Genomic DNA, 17124 nt, shown 5'->3' with positions numbered 1-17124 from the left:
CTCTGCGAGTCTATTCGTAGAGGCAGAGCGTCGTGTGGTTGCTGATGTGTTTAGTGGCAAGCGGACGCTGCGGTTCACGCGGCTACTAAAGCACCTACTAAAGCCCTCAACCGGAATCCCCATTGTTACCACCAACTACGACCGGCTCATTGAAATTGCAGTCGAAGAAGCAGGCCTGGGCGCCGACACTCTATTCGTTGGAAGCTTCGCCGGGAGCCTAAACGAAGTCGAGAGTCAATGGAGCTTTTGTCGAGAGGTGACCCTGAAAGGGAAGGTTGCCCGAGCGCGCTTCCGGGACCGGGCAATTATCCTGAAGCCACACGGAAGCCTAGACTGGTACCACCGCGCCGGCAAGCCGGTCCGTTACTCCGGTGACTTGGCAATCCCTCGTCTCATTATAACGCCGGGTCTGAATAAGTTCCGAAACGGCTATGAAAGCCCCTTTGATCGCCACCGAGAGCGAGCCAATTTGGCCATCGACAAAGCCGCCCGCTTCTTAATCATTGGTTACGGCTTCAACGATGACCACCTGGAGACACACCTGAAACCTAAGATCGTTTCGGGAATACCAACATTGCTGCTCAGTCGCTCGCTCTCTGAGAATGCCCTGGCTCTCGCTCAGGCTCATGGGAACATCATGGCAATTGAACAAGCCAATGTAGGGGGACGAAACGGGTCGCGAATCTTCCTGAATCGGCTTCCGCACGAAGTCCCAGACAAGAACCTGTGGGACCTTGGGTCCTTCATTTCCGAGGTGCTCGAACCATGACCGTACCTGCGCTTCAGTTTGCGGACGACGAAGAACTTGGCCGCGTAGCATCTGTCGACACCAGCCGCGTTGCAGTGGACGTTACAAATTCGGTACTCCTTACGCGAATTGGGATTGGGCAGCTGGTCGCAATTCAAGGAAGCACGGAACGCGAGTACCTGATCGCAATCACTGAACGCGTGAACCGAAGTATACGAGAGGAACTTCCCACGGTTGATGAACTCCAGGAGGGTGAAGCGCTATTATCTATTGTTCATACTGACTTGCTTCAAGCTGTACTTATTGGCACTTATAGAACAGTTGACGGCACTAAATCAAATACATTTAAGCGAGGTGCCGATAGTTTTCCGCAGATTGACCGTAGTTGCTTTGTCATTGATGGAGCTAATCTTCAGCGCTTTATGGGCATCCTCGGCGCGGGCCTTGAGCCGCACGAACGATTAAAGCTCGGTGTATTCGTGGCGGATCGCACTGCCGAGGCAATAGTAAGCGGCGATAAACTATTTCAAAGACATGCTGCTATCCTCGGCAGCACTGGCTCCGGGAAGAGCTGGTTGGTCGCTCTAATATTGGAGCGCGCCGCCAAGCTAAGATTCCCAAATATCATTGTGTTTGATATGCACGGCGAGTACGCGCCGCTGGCAAATCGCTCAATTGGCGGCTTCGCCGATCGCTATCGCATCGCTGGCCCGGGCGATCTGGAGAAGCCAGGCGAGGAAGTTCTGTTCCTGCCTTACTGGCTGCTGAACCGAGACGAGATGCTCTCGATGATCCTAGATCGCAGCGACCAGAACGCCCCGAACCAAGCCTCAAGGTTCACACTACATGTTCGTGGATTAAAGGGTGCGACGCTAGAAGGAAATATGCGTTCGACCGTTAAAAAGACTTTTACGGTTGATTCTCCGATTCCCTACAGCATTACGAAGCTTGTCGAGCTACTACAAACTGACAATACGACGAAGGGTATGGGCAAGAATGGCCCGGTGAAAGGCGAATGGGAAGACAAGCTGACGCGTTTTCTCTCCCGGCTTGAAGCCAAGATCGATGACCGGCGATACGGCTTCATGTTCTCACCTCCACCCGACGCCCAGACATACGAATGGCTTTCCAAGCAAGCTATTAGGCTGCTCCGTGCCGGTGACGGAAGCGGCATTAAGATTATTGACTTCTCAGAGGTTCCTGCTGACATTTTACCAATTGTGACGGGAACGCTAGCGCGGCTCCTCTATGACATTCAGTTTTGGATGTCGAGCAGTTCAAGGACGCCGGTCACACTGCTTTGTGACGAAGCGCATCTTTATCTCCCGATACGCGATGACGCGGATGTCGTGCAGCGCCAAGCATTAGGCTCGTTTGAGCGAATAGCCAAAGAGGGCCGCAAATACGGCGTGTCATTGATGGTCGTGAGCCAACGGCCCTCCGACGTCAGCCGCACGATACTGAGCCAGTGCAATAACTTCCTCGCGCTGCGGCTCACTAATGAAACAGACCAGGGTGTGATTAGGCGCCTCATGCCAGACTCTTTGTCAGGCATGACCAGCATCCTTCCGCTCCTCGACACTGGTGAGGCCTTGCTGTTGGGTGACGCAGTCCTGATGCCTGCTAGGATCAAGTTGGATGCACCTGTCGTGGCGCCGGATAGCGCGACCCGTGATTTTTGGAAGGAGTGGGGTGCGAGGCAGCCTGACGAGAAAGCAATCTCGGCCGCTGTGGAGTGCTTGCGCAGCCAAACGCGCGCGTCTCAGTAGAAGGTGCTTTGAGGCCGCCCGGCGATGCCTTCCGTTAGATCGAAGGCGGGCGCCCGGCCAGACGCAGGTGGCGGTCGGATATCTCAGTTCTTGAGCTAGGGATTCTAGCCCCCTCGACAACCCATAACCCATCGGCTATACGTCCCTCCCATAGCCGGAGGGTGATGGGTTGCAGACGGTGCAGGCTCAGGACGGGGTATTTCGGTCGCTGGCGGATCCGACGCGGCGGGCGTTGTTCGAGCGGCTCTGCCGGGACGGGGAGCTGACGGTCTCGGCGCTGACGGCCGGCGCCGGGGTGTCGCAGCCGGCGGTCTCCAAGCACCTCGCCGTGCTGAAGCAGGCGGGCCTGGTGGCCGACCGGCCGTCCGGGCGGCAGATCCACTACCGCGCCGAGCCCGCCGCTCTCGCCCCCCTCACCGACTGGGCAGCCTCCCTCACCGCCGCCTGGCAGGCCCGCTTCGACCGGCTCGACTCGCTTCTCGAAAGGATGGACCAGTGACCGCACGCCCCCTCGCCACCCCGAAGCCGCCGGCGCCGTCCCGGGACGAGACGCCGCGGGATGCGTCGTCCGCCGATGGCCGGCGCTCCGACGGGTCTGCCCAAAGGGATCCGTCCCAATTGGACCCGGTTCAGTCGGCGGCGTCCCAGCCGGCCGCGTCCGCGCCGGCCGCGTCCGCCGGGCGCCCGGCCGCCGCCCTCGGTGCGGCGCCCGTGGGTGAGACGGTCGTCGTCGAGCGGGAGTTCGCCCACCCGCCGGCAAAGCTCTGGCGGGCGCTGACGACGCCGCACCTGATGGCGGAGTGGCTGATGGAGAGCGCGTTTGCCCCCGTCGTCGGCACGCGCTTCCAGTTCCGGGCCGACTGGGGCACCGTCGACTGCGAGGTGCGGGTCGTCGAGCCGGAGCGCCGGCTCGCCTACACGTGGGACGCCTATTCGCTGAAAAGCGTCGTCACCTTCACGCTCACGCCGACGGCGACCGGCACGCGGCTCCGGATGGAGCAGACCGGGTTCCGGCCGAACCAGACGCCCTTCCTCGAGGGGGCGCGGGCCGGCTGGCCGCGCTTCCTCGAGGCGCTCGACGCGCTTCTGGCGCGCACGCCGTGACGCGCGAGCGCGGGGGCAAGCCGGCGGGGGCGGGCGAGGCCAGGCCTGGCGAGACCGGGCCTGGCGAGACCTTTGCGGGCGGCGGGCCGGTGCTGCTGTCGGGCGGCAATCCGCAAATTCCGAAGGGGTATGGCGACGGGCCGGTGCAGGCCTACATCGCCGCCATGCCGGGCTGGAAGAGCGCCATCGGCCGGCGGATCGACGACATCGTCACCGCCACCGTGCCGGGGGTCAAGAAGGCGGTGAAGTGGAACTCGCCGCTCTATGGCGTCGAGGGGGACGGCTGGTTCCTCGGGCTGCACTGCTTCAACGCCTACGTGAAAGTGTCGTTCTTCCGCGGCGCGCGGCTCGTGCCGCCGCCGCCCGGGCCGTCGAAGCAGGCGGACGTGCGCTATCTCGACATCCGCGAGGACGGTTTCGACGAGGCTGAGTTCGCCGACTGGGTGCGCCAGGCGAGCCGGCTGCCGGGGGAGAAGATGTGAGGCGCGGCGGCGGGCGGGGGCCGCGGGGGGGGGGGCGCGGCGGCTGTGCCGACGGCGCGGCCGCCTCAGCGGGCGGCGTAGCGGGCGAGGAAGGTCGCCACCGCCGCGTCGACGTGGGCGGCGATCTCGGCCTCGTCCGGCGGCTCGCGGACGTCGTAGAGGAGCTCGTTGACGAGGCCGGCCTGCAGCAGCATCTGCAGCTGCGCCGCGGCGAGCCGCGGGTCCGGCGCAATGAGGCGGCCGGCGCGGGCGTGCGCCTCGATGAAACGGGTGAACTTGTCGATGCCGCGGCCGGGGCCGTCCTCGTAGAAGGCGCGGCCGACCGCCGGGATGCGCTCGGAAATGCCCATCACCGTCCGGACCGCGCGGATGTTCGCCGGGCGGACGATGAAGGCGACCAGCTTGCGGCCGGTGCGCCGGAGGCTTTCGGCGACGTCGGGATCGTCGGCGTCGAGGTCGAGGTGGCCCTTCAGGCGCGCCCGCTCGTCGGCGATCATCGCCGAGAACAGCGCCTCCTTACTGTCGAAATAGACGTAGAGCGTGCCCTTCGAGACGCCGGCGGCGCGCGCGATCGCCCCCATCGAGGCGGCGTCGAAGCCGAGCTCCATGAACACGCCGTTCGCGCCCTCGAGGATCTGCCGGCGCTTGGCCGGGTCGGCGCCGGGGGGGATGGGGGTGGGGGCCTCCGAGGCGGCCTCGGAGCGCGCGGCGGCGAGAGCGGTGCCGTGGTCGACCTCCGCAGCGTGTGAGGCAGCAAGAGCGTCGGCATCCGTGGCCACTCCGGCGGGACCGTCGTCGGCCGGCGGGATCCAAGCTGCGTGCGGACGGGGAGCGCCGGAGCGCGCGGCGCCCGGCTCCGCCGTTCCTCGCCCTCTGCCTGCCGCCTTCGCCATGCCGTTCCCCCGTCCGCGGTGGCCGCCCCTGCCCCGCCGACCGCCCCCGCGGCCTTGACCGCGGCCTTGACCGCGGCCTTGACCACCGACCTGCCGCGGACTACGAACCTACGTTGACCGAACCGTTCGGTCAACGCATCGAGACGAGCCGTCCGCCATGACCGAGCCGCTTCCGCCGAACCCGTCCGCTGCCCCGCCGTCCGGCCCCGCCGACGGTGGCCCGGGCGCGCTGCGGACGCCGGTCGCGCCGACCTCCGCGCCGGGGGCGGCGCACCCGCCGCTTGCGACTGCGGGGGTTTCGGGGACGACGGGCAGTGGACCGGCGGGTGTGCCGACGGCGCACGGGCCCTCGGGAGCGACGCCCGCACCGGAGGCGGTGCGGCTCACCCACGCGCAGATCCGCGTCATCCTGATCGGCGTCATCCTGGCGATGTTCCTCGGCGCGCTCGACCAGACGATCGTCGTCACCGCGCTGCCGACGATCGGCCGCGAGATGCAGTCGGTCGAGCAGCTGTCGTGGGTGGTGACGGCCTATCTCCTCACCGCCACGGCGGCGACGCCGATCTACGGCAAGCTCAGCGACATCCACGGCCGCCGCGTCATCCTGCTGATCGCGATCGGCATCTTCCTGGTCGGCTCGGTGGCGTGCGCGCTCGCGACCGACATCCGCGTGCTGATCCTCGCCCGCGCCCTGCAGGGGGCGGGCGGCGGCGGGCTGATCTCGCTCGGCCAGACGATCGTCGCCGACATCATCCCGCCGCGCGAGCGCGGCCGCTACATGGCCTATTTCGCCGCCGTGTTCATGACCGCCTCGATCGCCGGCCCGGCGCTCGGCGGCATCCTGTCGGAGCACCTGCACTGGTCGGCGATCTTCTGGATCAACCTGCCGCTCGGGCTCGCAGCCTACCTGCTCACCAACCGCGTGCTGAAGAAGATCCCGAAATTCCACCGGCCGCACAAGATCGACTATGCCGGCGCGCTCCTGATGCTGGTCGCGACCTTCACGCTGATGCTGGCCTTGAGCTGGGGCGGCGTCGACTATGCGTGGGGCTCGGCGCCGATCCTCGGGCTCATCGCGCTGTCGCTGGTGCTGTGGGCGGCGTTCGCCTGGCGGCTCGCCGGCGCGCCGGAGCCGTTCGTGCCGATCAGCCTGCTCGCCAACCGCATCGTCTCCACCGGCGTCGGCGCGGTCCTGTTCGCCGTCGGCACGATGGTGGCGCTGTCGGTGTTCCTGCCGCTCTATTTCGAGGCCGTGTTCGGCTTCACGGCGGCGGAGTCGGGCCTCGCGCTCATCGCCCACATGGCCGGCACGGTGACGGGCGCGCAGATCGCCGGCCGCATCATGGGCCGCACCGGCCGCTACAAGATGACGGCCGTCGTCGGCCTCGCGGTGGCGGCCGCAACCGCGCTCGCGATGGCCGCCTGGCCGCCGCTCGGCCTGTGGCAGATGGAAGTGATGATCGCCATCCTCGGCATGGGACTCGGCGTGATCTATCCGATCTCGACCGTGTCGGTGCAGAACGCCGTCCCGGCGCACCAGATGGGCACCGCCACCGGCATCCTCAACTTCGCCCGCTCGCTCGGCGGCGCGCTGGTGGTGCCGGCGTTCGGGGCGCTGTTCCTCGCCGGTGCCGCCGTCGCCGACGGGCTGACGACGCAGGAGGTGGTGCTGTCGGGCACGCTCGCCGGGGCCGACATCGCGCCCGCCTTCCGCAGCGTGTTCCTCGCCACCGCCGCCGGCGCGCTGATCGCCTGCATATTCATGGCGACGATCCCGGAACTGCCGCTGCGCGGCCACGAGAAGCCGGCGGACTGACGCGTCGTGGGCGCGTCAGCGCGCGTCCCGGCTGGCGCAACCGGTGCGGCTGCGGCTAGACTGTCGCCAGCGCCGCCGCCCGGCCGCGTGGCTGCGGAGGCCGCCCCGACCATCATGCGACCCGGTGAAACCGACACCGCCGCGAAGACCCGCGCCGGCAAGACCGGCGGCCCGTCGTCCGGCCCAGCCTCCCCCGCCGCCGGCGAGGTGGAGCGCTTTCTCGCCGCTTTTCCCGAGACCGAGACCGTCGAGCTCCTGATCACCGACACCTGCGGCGTGCTGCGCGGCAAGTGGGCGCCGACGGCGACGCTGTCGAAGGCGTTCGGCTCGGGCGTGAACTTCCCGCTCTCGGTGTTCGGCATCGACGTCTGGGGCCGCGAGGTGCTGGAGACCGGGCTGCACGTCGACACCGGCGACCGCGACGGCTTCTGCCGCGCCGTGCCCGGCACGCTGAAGCCGGTGCCGTGGGCGGCGCACCCGACGGCGCAGGCGGTGCTGACCATGCACACCGAGCGCGGCGTCCCCTTCCACGGCGACCCGCGCACCCGGCTCGAGGCCGTCGTCGAGCGCCTCGCCGGTGCGGGGCTCGCGGCGGTCTGCGCCTTCGAGCTCGAATTCTACCTGCTCGACCCCAACGCCCCCGCCCACGTCACCGGCTCGCCGGCGCCGGTGCGCGCCGAGCCGAACGGGCCGGAGCGCACCAACGTGCTGGCGCTGTCGGACCTCTCCGCCCACAGCCGGCTGTTCGGCGACATCCGCGCCCACGCCAAGGCGCAGGGGCTGCCGATCGACACCATCGTCAAGGAGGCCGCACCCGGGCAGTTCGAGGTGAACCTCAAGCACCGCGGCGACGCGCTGGCGGCGGCCGACGACGTCGTGCTGCTGAAGCGCCTGATCGCCGAGACGGCGGCGGTCCACGGGCTGAAGGCGAGCTTCATGGCGAAGCCCTTCATGGGCTGGGCCGGCAACGGCATGCATGTCCACGCGAGCCTCGTCGACGGGAGCGGCGAGAACGTCTTCGCCCGGCCGGGCTCCGGCGAGCCGCTGCTCGAGGCGGCGATCGCCGGCCTGATCGAGACGATGGCGGCCTCCACGCTTCTGTTCGTGCCGACCTGGAACGGCTTCCGCCGCCTGCAGCCCGGCTCCTACGCGCCGACGCGCGCCGCCTGGGGCCACAACAACCGCTCGGTCGCCGTGCGCGTGCCGGCCTCGCCGCCCGAGGCGCGCCGGCTCGAGCACCGCATCGCCGGCACCGACGCCAACCCCTATCTGGTGCTCGCCGCCGTGCTCGGCGGGATGCTCGAAGGCATCGAGCGCGGGCTGACGCCGCCGCCGCCGACCGACCGCAACGCCTATGACGAGCCGGCGCCGGCGCTGCCCTCGACGATGGGCGAGGCGATCCGGCTGTTCGAGCGCTCGGACTTCATCAGGCGCACGTTCGGCGTCGAGTACCGCTCGCTGTTTTCCGCGGTGAAGGCGGCGGAGATGGCGGCCTTCCAGGCGGAGATCACGCCGCTGGAGCGCTCGACCTATCTCTAGAGGGTGCGGCGCCCGGTCTCCGCCGGCGCGCTCGCTCCGGCTTTACCGGCTGGGCGAACTCCCCCAAAGTGCGCACGGAAGCGCCGCGCGACAGCGCGGTTCACCCGTTCACAACTCGGCGACATCGACGTCGCGAGGCCAAGCGCTAGAATCCGGATCGCCCCGCCAGGAGGGGCGCCATTGCACGGGACCGCAGCCATGACGGACAAGATCACCCGCCGCGACGCCTTCGCGTCCGCCGCCGCCCTCGCCGTCGGCGTCGCCGCCGTGGCCGCTGCCCCCGGCGAGGCGCTCGCCGACCAGCCGAACATGCGCAATGCGCTCGCCTCGCTGCAGGACGCCAAGCGCTGGCTCGAGCAGGCGAACACTGGCAAGGGCGGTCACCGCGCCGCGGCCATCCGGCTCATCGACGAGGCGATCTCCGAAGTGAAGCAGGGCATCAAGTTCGCCAACAGCTGAGCATCGAAGGCAGGGGCGTGTCCGGCTTCCTCCCTCCCGCGCGTCGGGAGGGGGATTTGATGCGCCAGGGTACCGGCGACGTGGGCGCTGCCGTCCGCGTCGCCAGGGCCGAGTTCGTGCCTAGACCGACCACCGGAGACTGAAACGGCCCGCGCGACGGGCCAGCTAGCAAGGGAAAGAGAAGAATGACGGACACCGTGACCCGCCGTGACGCCTTCGCTTCGGCCGCCGCCCTGACGCTCGGCATCGCCGCCGTCGCCGCAACGACCGATGACGCGGAGGCCAATCAGCCGAACATGCGCAATGCGCTGGCCGCGCTGGAAGACGCGCGCCGCTTCCTGCAGCGGGCCAACACCGGCAAGGGCGGGCACCGGGCCCGGGCTCTCGAACTGACCAGCCAGGCAATTGGCGAGGTCCGCGCCGGCATCCGCTTCGCCGGCGGCTGAGCTTCCCCTCCCCCCTCGTGGGGGAGGTGGCCGGCAAAGCCGGCCGGAGGGGGCGGCGCGCGAGCGCCGCAGCGAAGCCAGCGATTTCTCTCAACCGCCGCACGCCGCCGGCTGCGCCGACGGCGCCCTCCCCGGACCGCTTCGCGGCCCGACCCTTCCACAGGGGGAGGGTGGGAGGTCGACGCGACGAATGGCGTGAAGCTGCGCGCGAGCGCGCTGCCCTACCCGGTGCCTTGCGCGCTGTTCCCTTCTCCCGCTTGCGGGAGAGGGTGCCCGAAGGGCGGATGAGGGCGTCTTTCCCCCCTCGTAGGGGAGGTGGCCGGCAAAGCTGGCCGGAGGGGAGCGGCGCGCAGCGCCGCGGACGACGGTATCACCTGTCGAAGCGCCGCACGCCGCCGGCTGCGCCGACGGCGCCCTCCCCGGTCCGCTGCGCGGCCCGACCCTCCCACAGGGGGAGGGTTAGAGGTCGACCTCTCGCGCTCCGACTCGTGGCGCCTTACCCCTCCTACACCGCCTTGCGGCGGGTCCAGGGGCGGGTGCCGGCCGGCATTTCCGGACGGCCGACGGGCTGGGTGTAGAGCTCGACCTCGGCCGTGTCGCCCTTCGAGAGGCGGGCGCGCGTCGGCTGGTGGGTGACGACGAAGGCATCGACGCCGCAGCGGATCATCAGCGGGATCTGGTCGAGCAGCACGTTGCCGACGGCCCGCAACTCGCCCCGATAGCCGAGGTGCTCGCGCAGGACGCGGGCGTAGGAGAAGCCGCGGCCATCGGTGAAGGCCGGGAAGTCGATGGCGATCGCCGCCAGCCGGTCGAGATCGGGCGCGAGTTTCTCCGGGTCGTCCCCCGGCTTCACCACGACGCCGAGGGGACGGCTGTCGCCGGCCAATGCCTCGCGCTCGGCGAGCCAGCGGGCGAAGGGCAGGAACGCCTTGCCCTCCTCCGGGATCGGCGCGACGGCATCGAGGGTCACCCAGTCGTCCGGCTCGAATCGGCCGTCGCGGAAGACGTCCGCGCCGGCACCAGAAACCTCGGCCGGGGTCGAGCCGGCGGCTGCCGGCGATGCGATGGCATCGGCACTCATGGTCTTTCCCTCAGATGCCGCTGCCATCCGCCTCGCGGCCGACGAGGCCGAGGTGGATGCCGCATTCCGTTTTCTCGCTGCCGCGCCAGCGGCCGGAGCGCTCGTCCTCGCCCACCGCCACGCGGTCGGTGCAGGGCATGCAGCCGATCGACGGGAAGCCCTGGGCGACCAGCGGGTGGGCCGGCAGGTCGTGCAGGGCCGCATAGGCCTCGAGGTCGGCGCGCGACCATTCGGCGACCGGGTTCACCTTGATGCGCGACGCCTCGACTTCGAAGCGGGCGAGCCCGTCGCGGCCGGCCGACTGGAAGCGCTTGCGACCGGTGATCCAGGCGTCGAAACCGTCGAGCGCGCGGGCGAGCGGCTCCACCTTGCGGATCTGGCAGCAGAGGTTGGGGTTCTTGAGCCAGAGGCCGCCCTCGGCGTCGAGCTCCGCGAGCCGCGCCGGGTCCGGCTTCACCGAGCGCACGTCGGTGAGGCCCAGCCGGGAGATCAGCCGGTCACGATGGCGCAGCGTCTCCGGGAAGTGCTTGCCGGTCTCGAGGAAGATCACCGGCGTCGAGGGGTCGACGTCGGCGACGAGCTTCAGCATTACCGCGGCGTCCGCACCGAAGCTCGAGACGAGCGCGATGCGGCTCGGAAACAGGGTGTGGATGGCGAGGTCGAGCGTCGCCTCGGCGGAGAGACCGCCGTGGGCCGCTTCCAACTGCTCGGCCCGGATGCGGGCGAGAGCCTCGACGTCGGTCGGCGCCGCGAGGGACGAACCCTGGGGCACCGGCTCGGCGATCGCGTATTCAACGCGTGCCATAGAGCGCTTCCTTGAAGGGGGCCTCGCCCACCCGCCTCAGCGCGAGGAGGAAGGGTTCGGCCGGATCGCGGCGGACCGCGAGATAGGTGTCGACGATGGTCTCGATGGCGTCCGGCACCTGGTCGGCCAGGAACCCCGGGCCGATGATCGAGCCGATCGCGGCGTCCTCGCCGGGGGCACCGCCGAGGGTGATCTGGTAGAACTCCTCGCCCTTCCGATCGACGCCGAGAATGCCGATGTGGCCGACGTGGTGGTGGCCGCAGGCGTTGATGCAGCCGGAGATCTTCACCGACAGCGGGCCGATGTCGCGCTGGCGCCCGGCATCGCCGAAGCGCTCGGAGATCGACTGGGCGATCGGGATCGAGCGGGCATTGGCGAGCGCGCAGTAGTCGAGGCCCGGGCAGGCGATGATGTCGGTGACGAGGCCGGCGTTGGCGGTGGCGAGCCCCATCGAGACGAGCCGGGCGAAGACGTCCGGCACGTCGTCCAGCGCCACGTGCGGCAGGATCAGGTTCTGCTCGTGGCTGACGCGGATCTCGTCGAAGCCGAAGGCCTCGGCGAGGTCGGCGACGGCGTCCATCTGGTCGGCCGTGGCGTCGCCCGGAATGCCGCCGATCGGCTTCAGCGAGATCGTCATCGAGGTGTAGCCGGGCACCCGGTGCGGGTGCAGGTTCTGCGCGCAGAACAAGGCGAGCGCCGGGTCGGACGCCTTGGCGGCCTCGAGCGTCTCGCTCGTCTCCGGGCGCGGCGGCATCGCCGGCAGGGCGAAATAGGCCTCGATGCGGCGGATTTCCTCAGCTGGCACGGTGAGCGAGCCGCCCTTCAGCCGCGCGTATTCCTCCTCGATGTCGGCGCGGATGTCGGCCTCGCCGGTCTCGTGGACGAGGATCTTGATGCGCGCCTTGTACTTGTTGTCCCGGCGGCCGTAGCGGTTGTAGACGCGCAGCACGGCTTCGAGATAGGCGAGCAGCTCCGTCTCCTCGATGAAGGGACGGATCAGCTTGGCGATCATCGGCGTGCGGCCCTGGCCGCCGCCGACCCAGACCTCGTAGCCCTTGCCGCCATCCGGGCCGCGGACGAGCTGCAGGCCGATGTCGTGGAAGCGGATCGCCGCCCGGTCGGTGGCCGCACCCGACACCGCGATCTTGAACTTGCGCGGCAGGAACGAGAATTCCGGGTGGATCGACGACCACTGGCGGATCACCTCGGCGATCGGACGCGGGTCGGCGATCTCGTCGGCGGCGGCACCGGCGAAGTGGTCGGCAGTGGTGTTGCGGATGCAGTTGCCGGAGGTCTGGATGGCGTGCATCTCGACGTCGGCGAGGAGCTGCAGCACCGCCGGAATGTCGCGGAGCGCCGGCCAGTTGTACTGGATGTTCTGGCGCGTGGTGAAATGGCCGTAGCCCTTGTCGTACTCGCGGGCGATGCGGGCGAGCATCCGCATCTGCCGCGACGACAGCGTGCCGTAGGGGATGGCGACGCGCAGCATGTAGGCGTGCAGCTGCAGGTAGACGCCGTTCATCAGCCGGAGCGGACGGAACTCCTCCTCCGACAGCTCGCCGGACAGGCGGCGGGCCACCTGGTCGGTGAACTGCTCGGTGCGCTGGCGCACGAAGGCTGAGTCGAACTCGTCGTACCGGTACATCAGTGTTGTCCTGTCAGGGTCTCGGGCGGCCGCTCACGCCGCGACGGATTCGCCGAAGGCGGGGGCGACGACGTCGGTGCGGGCGGTCGGGCCGAAGGCGCGGATCTTCTCGCGGAAGCGTACCGGCACCGGGCCGCGCGGGCCCGTGGTGACGTCGATCGCATAGGGGCCGAGGATGATGCGGGCGCGGTTGGCCGCCTCGCCGACGGCGGTGGCCGCGGCGATCGCCTCGGGGCCCTCGAAGACGCGGGCTTCCGAGATGCGCTCGACCCAGCGGTCGTGGGCGCCAAGGAAGACGACGATGCCGTCCGAAAGACGGTTGGCGGTGATCGTCTGCAGCGTCGAAGCAGCGGCCTTCTGCATGGCGTTCTCCTTCGGAATTTCAGGCGGCCGCGAAGGCGGCGAAGCGGGGGGACGCCGGGGCTGCGGTGAGCCGTTCGGCGGTGGAGAGGTCGGCGTGGGCGACGACGTCGCCGACGACGATGAGGACGGGGCCGGCGACGTCGTCGCGGCCGGCGAGGGCCGCGAGATCGGCGACGGTGCCGGCGAGCACGCGCTCACCCGACTGGCTGGCGTTCTCGATGGCCGCGACCGGGGTCGCGGGCGAGAGGCCGGCCTCGACCAGGCGTTCGGCGACGGCGGCGGCGACCGTCTTGCCCATGTAGACGGCGACGGTGGCACCCGAGAGCGCGAGGCCCGCCCAGCCCGGAAGCGTCTCGCCGTCGCGGTCGTGGCCGGTGGCGAAGACGAGGCTGGAGGCGACGCCGCGCAGCGTCAGCGGCAGGCGGATCGAGGCGGCGGCGGCCACCGCCGCTGTCACCCCCGGGACGACGGCGTGGGCGATGCCGGCCGCCTTCAGCGCCGCCATCTCCTCGCCGGTGCGGCCGAAGACGAGCGGGTCGCCGGCCTTCAGGCGGACGACGCGCTTGCCCTCACGGCCGAGTTCCACCAGCAGGTCGTTGATCCTGTCCTGCGGGACGGAGTGGGCGCCCTTCGCCTTGCCGACGGAGATGCGCTCGGCGTCGCGGCGGCCCATCGCCACCACAGCGGCCGGCACGAGGCGGTCGTGGACGATGACGTCGGCCTCCTGCAGCAGGCGCTGGGCGCGCAGCGTCAAGAGGTCCTCGGCGCCGGGGCCGGCCCCGACCAGCCAGACGAAGCCGGCGTCGTCCTGCGTGCCGTTGAGGAGGCGGGCGGCCTCAGCGCGGGCCTCGCGCTCCTGACCGGCATAGACGCGGTCGGCGACGGCGCCCGAGAAGAAGCGGGCCCAGAAGCGGCGCTTGCCGTCGGCGTCCGGGATGACGCGGGCGACGGTGCCGCGGAAGGACTGGGCGAGGCGGGCGAGCGCGCCGGTCTCGGGCGGCAGCATCGCCTCGATGCGGGCGCGGATGTGCCGGGCGAGCACCGGGCCGGTGCCGGTCGAGCCGATGGCGACCGCGACGGGGGCGCGGTTGACGATGGCGGGAACGTAGAAGTCGCAGAGCTCCGGCCGGTCGACGACATTGACCGGCACGCCGGCGGCGCGGGCGGCAGCCGCGATGGCGGCATCGGCGGCCTCGTCGCCGGTGGCGACGAAGGCGAGCGCTGCACCGTCGAGATCGGCGGGAGCGAAGGCGCGGGCCTCGAGGGTGGCGCCGACGGCGGCGGCAGTGTCGATAAGCTCCTCGGAGGGATCGACTGCCACGACGAGAAGGACGGCCTCCGTCTCGGCGAGCAGCCTCAGCTTCGCCGGCGCCTCGTGGCCGCCGCCGACCAGCAGCACGCGCCGACCGGCGACCTTGTAGAAGGCCGGGAAGACGGCGAGGCGGTGGGAGACGGAGGCGGCGGGCGACGACATAGGGCGTCCTTCGGGAGCGACATCGGCTGCTGCGGGAGCCGCCGACCGGACCTCAGAAGTAGGAGCCCGGCCGGCAATCCGCGGCGAACGTCATTCTCGGGGGAGAGCGCCAGAGGGAAAAGAATTCCGATGCCCTGGGGGCGGGCCAGCGCGAAAGGTTGCGCCCCGCCAAGGCGGATCGGGAGAATGCGAATCCAACCGTTCCAAACTGGCCGCTGCGGGATCGGCAGCAGCACGGCCAGGTGCGCCGCCCCGCCACCGCCTCAGGGGATGACGAAGGTCCGCTCCGCCGTGAGCACGGTCGCGCCGGCGCGCTCGACGGTGTAGCGGCCGCGGTATTCGCCGGACGGCCAGGCGTCGCCGCGGCGCTTGCGGCCGGTGAAGATCATCCACTGCGCCTTGTCGCGGTCGAGCGGGTCGGCGGTCTGCTCGGCGATCACCGTGCCGTCCGGGGCAAGAAGCGTCAGCGTCTGCACGTCGCCGCCCTTGAGGCCGATGGCGCGGGTGAAGAAGACGAGCGCCGGCGCGTCGGCGCCGGGCGGCGTGGTGGCGATGTCGGCGTCGATCGCCGCCATCGTCACCGGGCCGGCGGCGAAGCCGGCATTGAGGAGGCGCGGGCTCACGTAGGCGAGATCGTCGGCATGGCCGCCGCCAGCGTCCGGCGCCCACAGCGTGGCCGTCGGCGCGACGCCGCAGGCGGCGGCCGGATCGGGCCGGAAGGGATCGAGCGAGAGGCCGTCGTGGCGGACCTCGAAGTGGACGTGGGGGAAGGCGGCGGCGCCGGTCATGCCCACATTGCCGAGCTTTGTCCCGACGGCGACGGTGTCGCCTTCCTTCACGGCGAGGCCGGGCGACAGGTGGCAGTATTGCGTCTCCCAGCCACCGCCGAGATCGACGACGAGGCCGTTGCCGCACTCGCGGCCCTCCGCCACCGAGGCGGCGACGGCGGCGTCCGAGCCGTCGTGGTTCTCGATGCCGTCGCGCATGCGCAGCACGGTGCCGGCGGCGGCGGCCACCACGGGCACGCCGGCTTCCATCGCGGCGACCGTCGGCAGGCGGAAGTCGGTGCCGTCGTGGCCGTCATAGCTCATGGCGCCGCAGGCATAGTCGAGCACCTCCGGGCCGTCGGCGCGGTCGAAGTAGTTCTGGACGGGACAGGAGAGGCCGTCGGGGCAGTCGATGGGGAGGCGGAAGGCGGGGGGTGGGGCGGCAGGCTCGGCGGTGGCGGCGGAAGCGAAGCAAACCAGGAGAGCCACGAAAGGCAGGCGACGGGCGATGAACGGACGGTCGGTCACGCTTTGGCTCTCCCAATCGATGGCGGGCGGCCGCGCCCAGCGGAACACGGCAAGCATCGCCACGCCGTCCGGCAGGAAGATGTCACCGGAGGGATCAGGCGTCGATTGTCCCCAGCGAGGCCAATCGCTACCAAGTGAGAGAAACAGGGAGCCTTGCCACATGGTCATCCCCGAACCCGACGGGCAAGTGGATACCCCCGACGGCAAGCTCGCCTCCGCCGGGCGCGAGGGTCCGACCGACGCCATCCGCGCCCCCTGCGGGTGCGACCGGCGCAGCGAGGGCGCGCGCCCTCTGTCCGTGCGCCTGCGGCCGATCGTTGAGCGATATCGCGCGCTCCCGGATGGCGGCGAGATCGCCGACAAGGCCTTCTTCGACGATCTCTCGGGCAACTTGTGAGGGGTAGCCTCCCGCAGCCTCACCGCCGCTTCAGCAGCACCCAGGCGACGAAGGCGCGGCGGTGCGGGGCGTCGGCTTGCCGGAGGCTGCGGATGCCGGCTTCCGACAGCTCGATCAATGCGACCGCCTCCGACCGGCTGAACTTGCTCAGCGGATCGTAGTCCGCGTCGTGCCGCGCTTCCTGCAGGCGCACGAAGGCGTCCGCGAAGTTGACGATCTCGATTGGGAATCCGCGCAGCCCGGCCTGCAGACAAGCCACTTTCGCCGTTCCATGGTCGAGGGCGCGGTACACCTGCGCCCACGCCCGCGTCGTTCTTCTGGCCTCGCTCGAAATGAGGGTGTTCGCGCACTCGGAGGCTAGAGCATCGAAGGCCGCGTAGTATGCCGTGCTGATGGCTCGCTTGAGGAAGGCCTGGACCGGCCTGCCGACGTTCGCGTGCGCCAGTAAATCCGCAGCATCCAGGAGCTGCGGCCGCTTCATGAAGAGCGGCGCACCGGCTGGTCGTCAGCGAAGTGATGCCGAATATGCGGATAGCGGAATTCGCCTCCCGCCGACAGGACGTCTCGCACGTCCGAGATGAGAGCCAGCAAAACGCGAGCATCAACGGGCGTACTCGTCAACGTGTACTCCCCATCGATAAACAGGACTGGATCACCATCGTGGTCGAAGCCAGGCGTGATCTGCAAAGACGTCAGGCCGTAGGGCGCCAGCTTCGGGCGCAGAACAGCTTCGACAGCTGCAGCGAGTGCGGGAGAAAGAGGTCTTGTTTCGTCGACGGTAATCATCGGGCACTCATACCATAAAACA

19 protein-coding genes are annotated in these 17124 nt (G+C 69.5%); 10 read left to right on the top strand and 9 right to left on the bottom strand.

The genetic code is table 11. The annotated features are described in order from the left end of the window. The 5 genes from RUR49_RS03750 to RUR49_RS03730 all read left to right on the top strand — a co-directional run. Positions 1 to 769: SIR2 family protein (locus RUR49_RS03750; RefSeq protein WP_409144946.1), on the top strand; the 769-nt coding region annotated here is incomplete at its 5' end. Next, positions 766 to 2517, top strand: a complete 1752-nt coding sequence (locus RUR49_RS03745) for an ATP-binding protein (protein WP_409144945.1) — start codon at positions 766 to 768, stop codon at positions 2515 to 2517. The genes RUR49_RS03750 and RUR49_RS03745, both read left to right, overlap by 4 nt. A gap of 178 nt (positions 2518 to 2695) precedes the next feature. Then, positions 2696 to 3016 (top strand): ArsR/SmtB family transcription factor, encoded by a 321-nt coding sequence (locus RUR49_RS03740; protein WP_409144951.1) that lies wholly within the window; start codon positions 2696 to 2698, stop codon positions 3014 to 3016. A 212-nt stretch (positions 3017 to 3228) separates the two neighbouring features. Next, complete coding sequence (locus tag RUR49_RS03735) at positions 3229 to 3621, top strand: SRPBCC family protein (protein ID WP_409144944.1); 393 nt, start codon at positions 3229 to 3231, stop codon at positions 3619 to 3621. 89 nt (positions 3622 to 3710) lie between these two features. Then, on the top strand, positions 3711 to 4103 hold the full coding sequence (locus RUR49_RS03730; protein WP_409144950.1) for a DUF1801 domain-containing protein: 393 nt from the start codon (positions 3711 to 3713) through the stop codon (positions 4101 to 4103). Between the two features lie 65 nt (positions 4104 to 4168). Here the strand turns inward: RUR49_RS03730 and RUR49_RS03725 are convergent, their stop codons facing one another. Then, complete coding sequence (locus RUR49_RS03725) at positions 4169 to 4882, bottom strand: TetR/AcrR family transcriptional regulator (protein ID WP_409144943.1); 714 nt, start codon at positions 4880 to 4882, stop codon at positions 4169 to 4171. A gap of 271 nt (positions 4883 to 5153) precedes the next feature. Here RUR49_RS03725 and RUR49_RS03720 point away from each other — a divergent pair, with 271 nt between their 5' ends. The 4 genes from RUR49_RS03720 to RUR49_RS03705 all read left to right on the top strand — a co-directional run bounded on the left by RUR49_RS03720 (position 5154) and on the right by RUR49_RS03705 (position 9256). Continuing rightward, positions 5154 to 6812: an MFS transporter gene (locus RUR49_RS03720; protein WP_409144942.1), complete on the top strand. Its 1659-nt coding sequence runs from the start codon at positions 5154 to 5156 to the stop codon at positions 6810 to 6812. A gap of 114 nt (positions 6813 to 6926) precedes the next feature. After that, positions 6927 to 8351 (top strand): glutamine synthetase family protein, encoded by a 1425-nt coding sequence (locus RUR49_RS03715; protein WP_409144941.1) that lies wholly within the window; start codon positions 6927 to 6929, stop codon positions 8349 to 8351. A gap of 198 nt (positions 8352 to 8549) precedes the next feature. Next, on the top strand, positions 8550 to 8810 hold the full coding sequence (locus RUR49_RS03710) for a hypothetical protein (protein ID WP_409144940.1): 261 nt from the start codon (positions 8550 to 8552) through the stop codon (positions 8808 to 8810). A gap of 185 nt (positions 8811 to 8995) precedes the next feature. Next, on the top strand, positions 8996 to 9256 hold the full coding sequence (locus RUR49_RS03705) for a hypothetical protein (protein WP_409144939.1): 261 nt from the start codon (positions 8996 to 8998) through the stop codon (positions 9254 to 9256). 505 nt (positions 9257 to 9761) lie between these two features. Here the strand turns inward: RUR49_RS03705 and RUR49_RS03700 are convergent. The 6 genes from RUR49_RS03700 to RUR49_RS03675 all read right to left on the bottom strand — a co-directional run bounded on the left by RUR49_RS03700 (position 9762) and on the right by RUR49_RS03675 (position 15919). Then, on the bottom strand, positions 9762 to 10337 hold the full coding sequence (locus RUR49_RS03700; RefSeq protein WP_409144938.1) for a DUF934 domain-containing protein: 576 nt from the start codon (positions 10335 to 10337) through the stop codon (positions 9762 to 9764). Positions 10338 to 10347: 10 nt separating this feature from the next. After that, entirely contained in the window at positions 10348 to 11142 is a 795-nt protein-coding gene (locus tag RUR49_RS03695) for a phosphoadenylyl-sulfate reductase (protein WP_409144937.1), read from the bottom strand. Beyond that, the gene (locus RUR49_RS03690) at positions 11129 to 12787 is read right to left on the bottom strand and encodes a nitrite/sulfite reductase (RefSeq protein ID WP_409144936.1); all 1659 of its coding nucleotides are present in this window, start codon (positions 12785 to 12787) and stop codon (positions 11129 to 11131) included. The genes RUR49_RS03695 and RUR49_RS03690 overlap by 14 nt, the downstream gene beginning before the upstream one ends. A 33-nt stretch (positions 12788 to 12820) precedes the next feature. Beyond that, positions 12821 to 13150, bottom strand: coding sequence for a DUF2849 domain-containing protein (locus RUR49_RS03685; protein WP_409144935.1), 330 nt, complete (start codon positions 13148 to 13150; stop codon positions 12821 to 12823). Between the two features lie 19 nt (positions 13151 to 13169). Beyond that, on the bottom strand, positions 13170 to 14624 hold the full coding sequence (gene cysG / locus RUR49_RS03680; RefSeq protein WP_409144934.1) for a siroheme synthase CysG: 1455 nt from the start codon (positions 14622 to 14624) through the stop codon (positions 13170 to 13172). Between the two features lie 263 nt (positions 14625 to 14887). After that, positions 14888 to 15919 (bottom strand): M23 family metallopeptidase, encoded by a 1032-nt coding sequence (locus RUR49_RS03675; protein WP_409144933.1) that lies wholly within the window; start codon positions 15917 to 15919, stop codon positions 14888 to 14890. A 160-nt stretch (positions 15920 to 16079) separates the two neighbouring features. Between RUR49_RS03675 and RUR49_RS03670 the strand changes: the two genes are divergently transcribed. Beyond that, on the top strand, positions 16080 to 16316 hold the full coding sequence (locus RUR49_RS03670; RefSeq protein WP_409144932.1) for a hypothetical protein: 237 nt from the start codon (positions 16080 to 16082) through the stop codon (positions 16314 to 16316). A 19-nt stretch (positions 16317 to 16335) separates the two neighbouring features. On the opposite strand, the gene RUR49_RS03665 is transcribed toward RUR49_RS03670, so the two are convergent. Both RUR49_RS03665 and RUR49_RS03660 read right to left on the bottom strand, forming a co-directional pair. Then, positions 16336 to 16797 carry a hypothetical protein gene (locus RUR49_RS03665; RefSeq protein ID WP_409144931.1) on the bottom strand — a complete coding sequence of 154 codons (462 nt, stop codon included), beginning with the start codon at positions 16795 to 16797 and terminating at the stop codon, positions 16336 to 16338. Further along, positions 16794 to 17102 carry a hypothetical protein gene (locus RUR49_RS03660; RefSeq protein WP_409144930.1) on the bottom strand — a complete coding sequence of 103 codons (309 nt, stop codon included), beginning with the start codon at positions 17100 to 17102 and terminating at the stop codon, positions 16794 to 16796. The genes RUR49_RS03665 and RUR49_RS03660 overlap by 4 nt, the downstream gene beginning before the upstream one ends. Positions 17103 to 17124 lie beyond the last annotated feature (22 nt).

The organism is Pseudoxanthobacter sp. M-2, assembly GCF_046156265.1.
Taxonomy (GTDB): Bacteria; Pseudomonadota; Alphaproteobacteria; order Rhizobiales; family Segnochrobactraceae; genus CAMDHY01.
This window is presented reverse-complemented; position numbering and strand designations above follow the sequence as displayed.

Excerpts from the sequence above, each read along its gene's own strand:
- RUR49_RS03745 (WP_409144945.1), top strand. The coding sequence starts at position 766 with ATGACCGTACCTGCGCTTCAGTTTGCGGACGACGAAGAACTTGGCCGC.
- RUR49_RS03720 (WP_409144942.1), top strand. The coding sequence starts at position 5,154 with ATGACCGAGCCGCTTCCGCCGAACCCGTCCGCTGCCCCGCCGTCCGGC.
- RUR49_RS03685 (WP_409144935.1), bottom strand. The coding sequence starts at position 13,150 with ATGCAGAAGGCCGCTGCTTCGACGCTGCAGACGATCACCGCCAACCGT.
- RUR49_RS03695 (WP_409144937.1), bottom strand. The coding sequence starts at position 11,142 with ATGGCACGCGTTGAATACGCGATCGCCGAGCCGGTGCCCCAGGGTTCG.
- RUR49_RS03665 (WP_409144931.1), bottom strand. The coding sequence starts at position 16,797 with ATGAAGCGGCCGCAGCTCCTGGATGCTGCGGATTTACTGGCGCACGCG.
- RUR49_RS03705 (WP_409144939.1), top strand. The coding sequence starts at position 8,996 with ATGACGGACACCGTGACCCGCCGTGACGCCTTCGCTTCGGCCGCCGCC.
- cysG (WP_409144934.1), bottom strand. The coding sequence starts at position 14,624 with ATGTCGTCGCCCGCCGCCTCCGTCTCCCACCGCCTCGCCGTCTTCCCG.
- RUR49_RS03700 (WP_409144938.1), bottom strand. The coding sequence starts at position 10,337 with ATGAGTGCCGATGCCATCGCATCGCCGGCAGCCGCCGGCTCGACCCCG.
- RUR49_RS03660 (WP_409144930.1), bottom strand. The coding sequence starts at position 17,102 with ATGATTACCGTCGACGAAACAAGACCTCTTTCTCCCGCACTCGCTGCA.
- RUR49_RS03690 (WP_409144936.1), bottom strand. The coding sequence starts at position 12,787 with ATGTACCGGTACGACGAGTTCGACTCAGCCTTCGTGCGCCAGCGCACC.
- RUR49_RS03710 (WP_409144940.1), top strand. The coding sequence starts at position 8,550 with ATGACGGACAAGATCACCCGCCGCGACGCCTTCGCGTCCGCCGCCGCC.
- RUR49_RS03715 (WP_409144941.1), top strand. The coding sequence starts at position 6,927 with ATGCGACCCGGTGAAACCGACACCGCCGCGAAGACCCGCGCCGGCAAG.
- RUR49_RS03670 (WP_409144932.1), top strand. The coding sequence starts at position 16,080 with ATGGTCATCCCCGAACCCGACGGGCAAGTGGATACCCCCGACGGCAAG.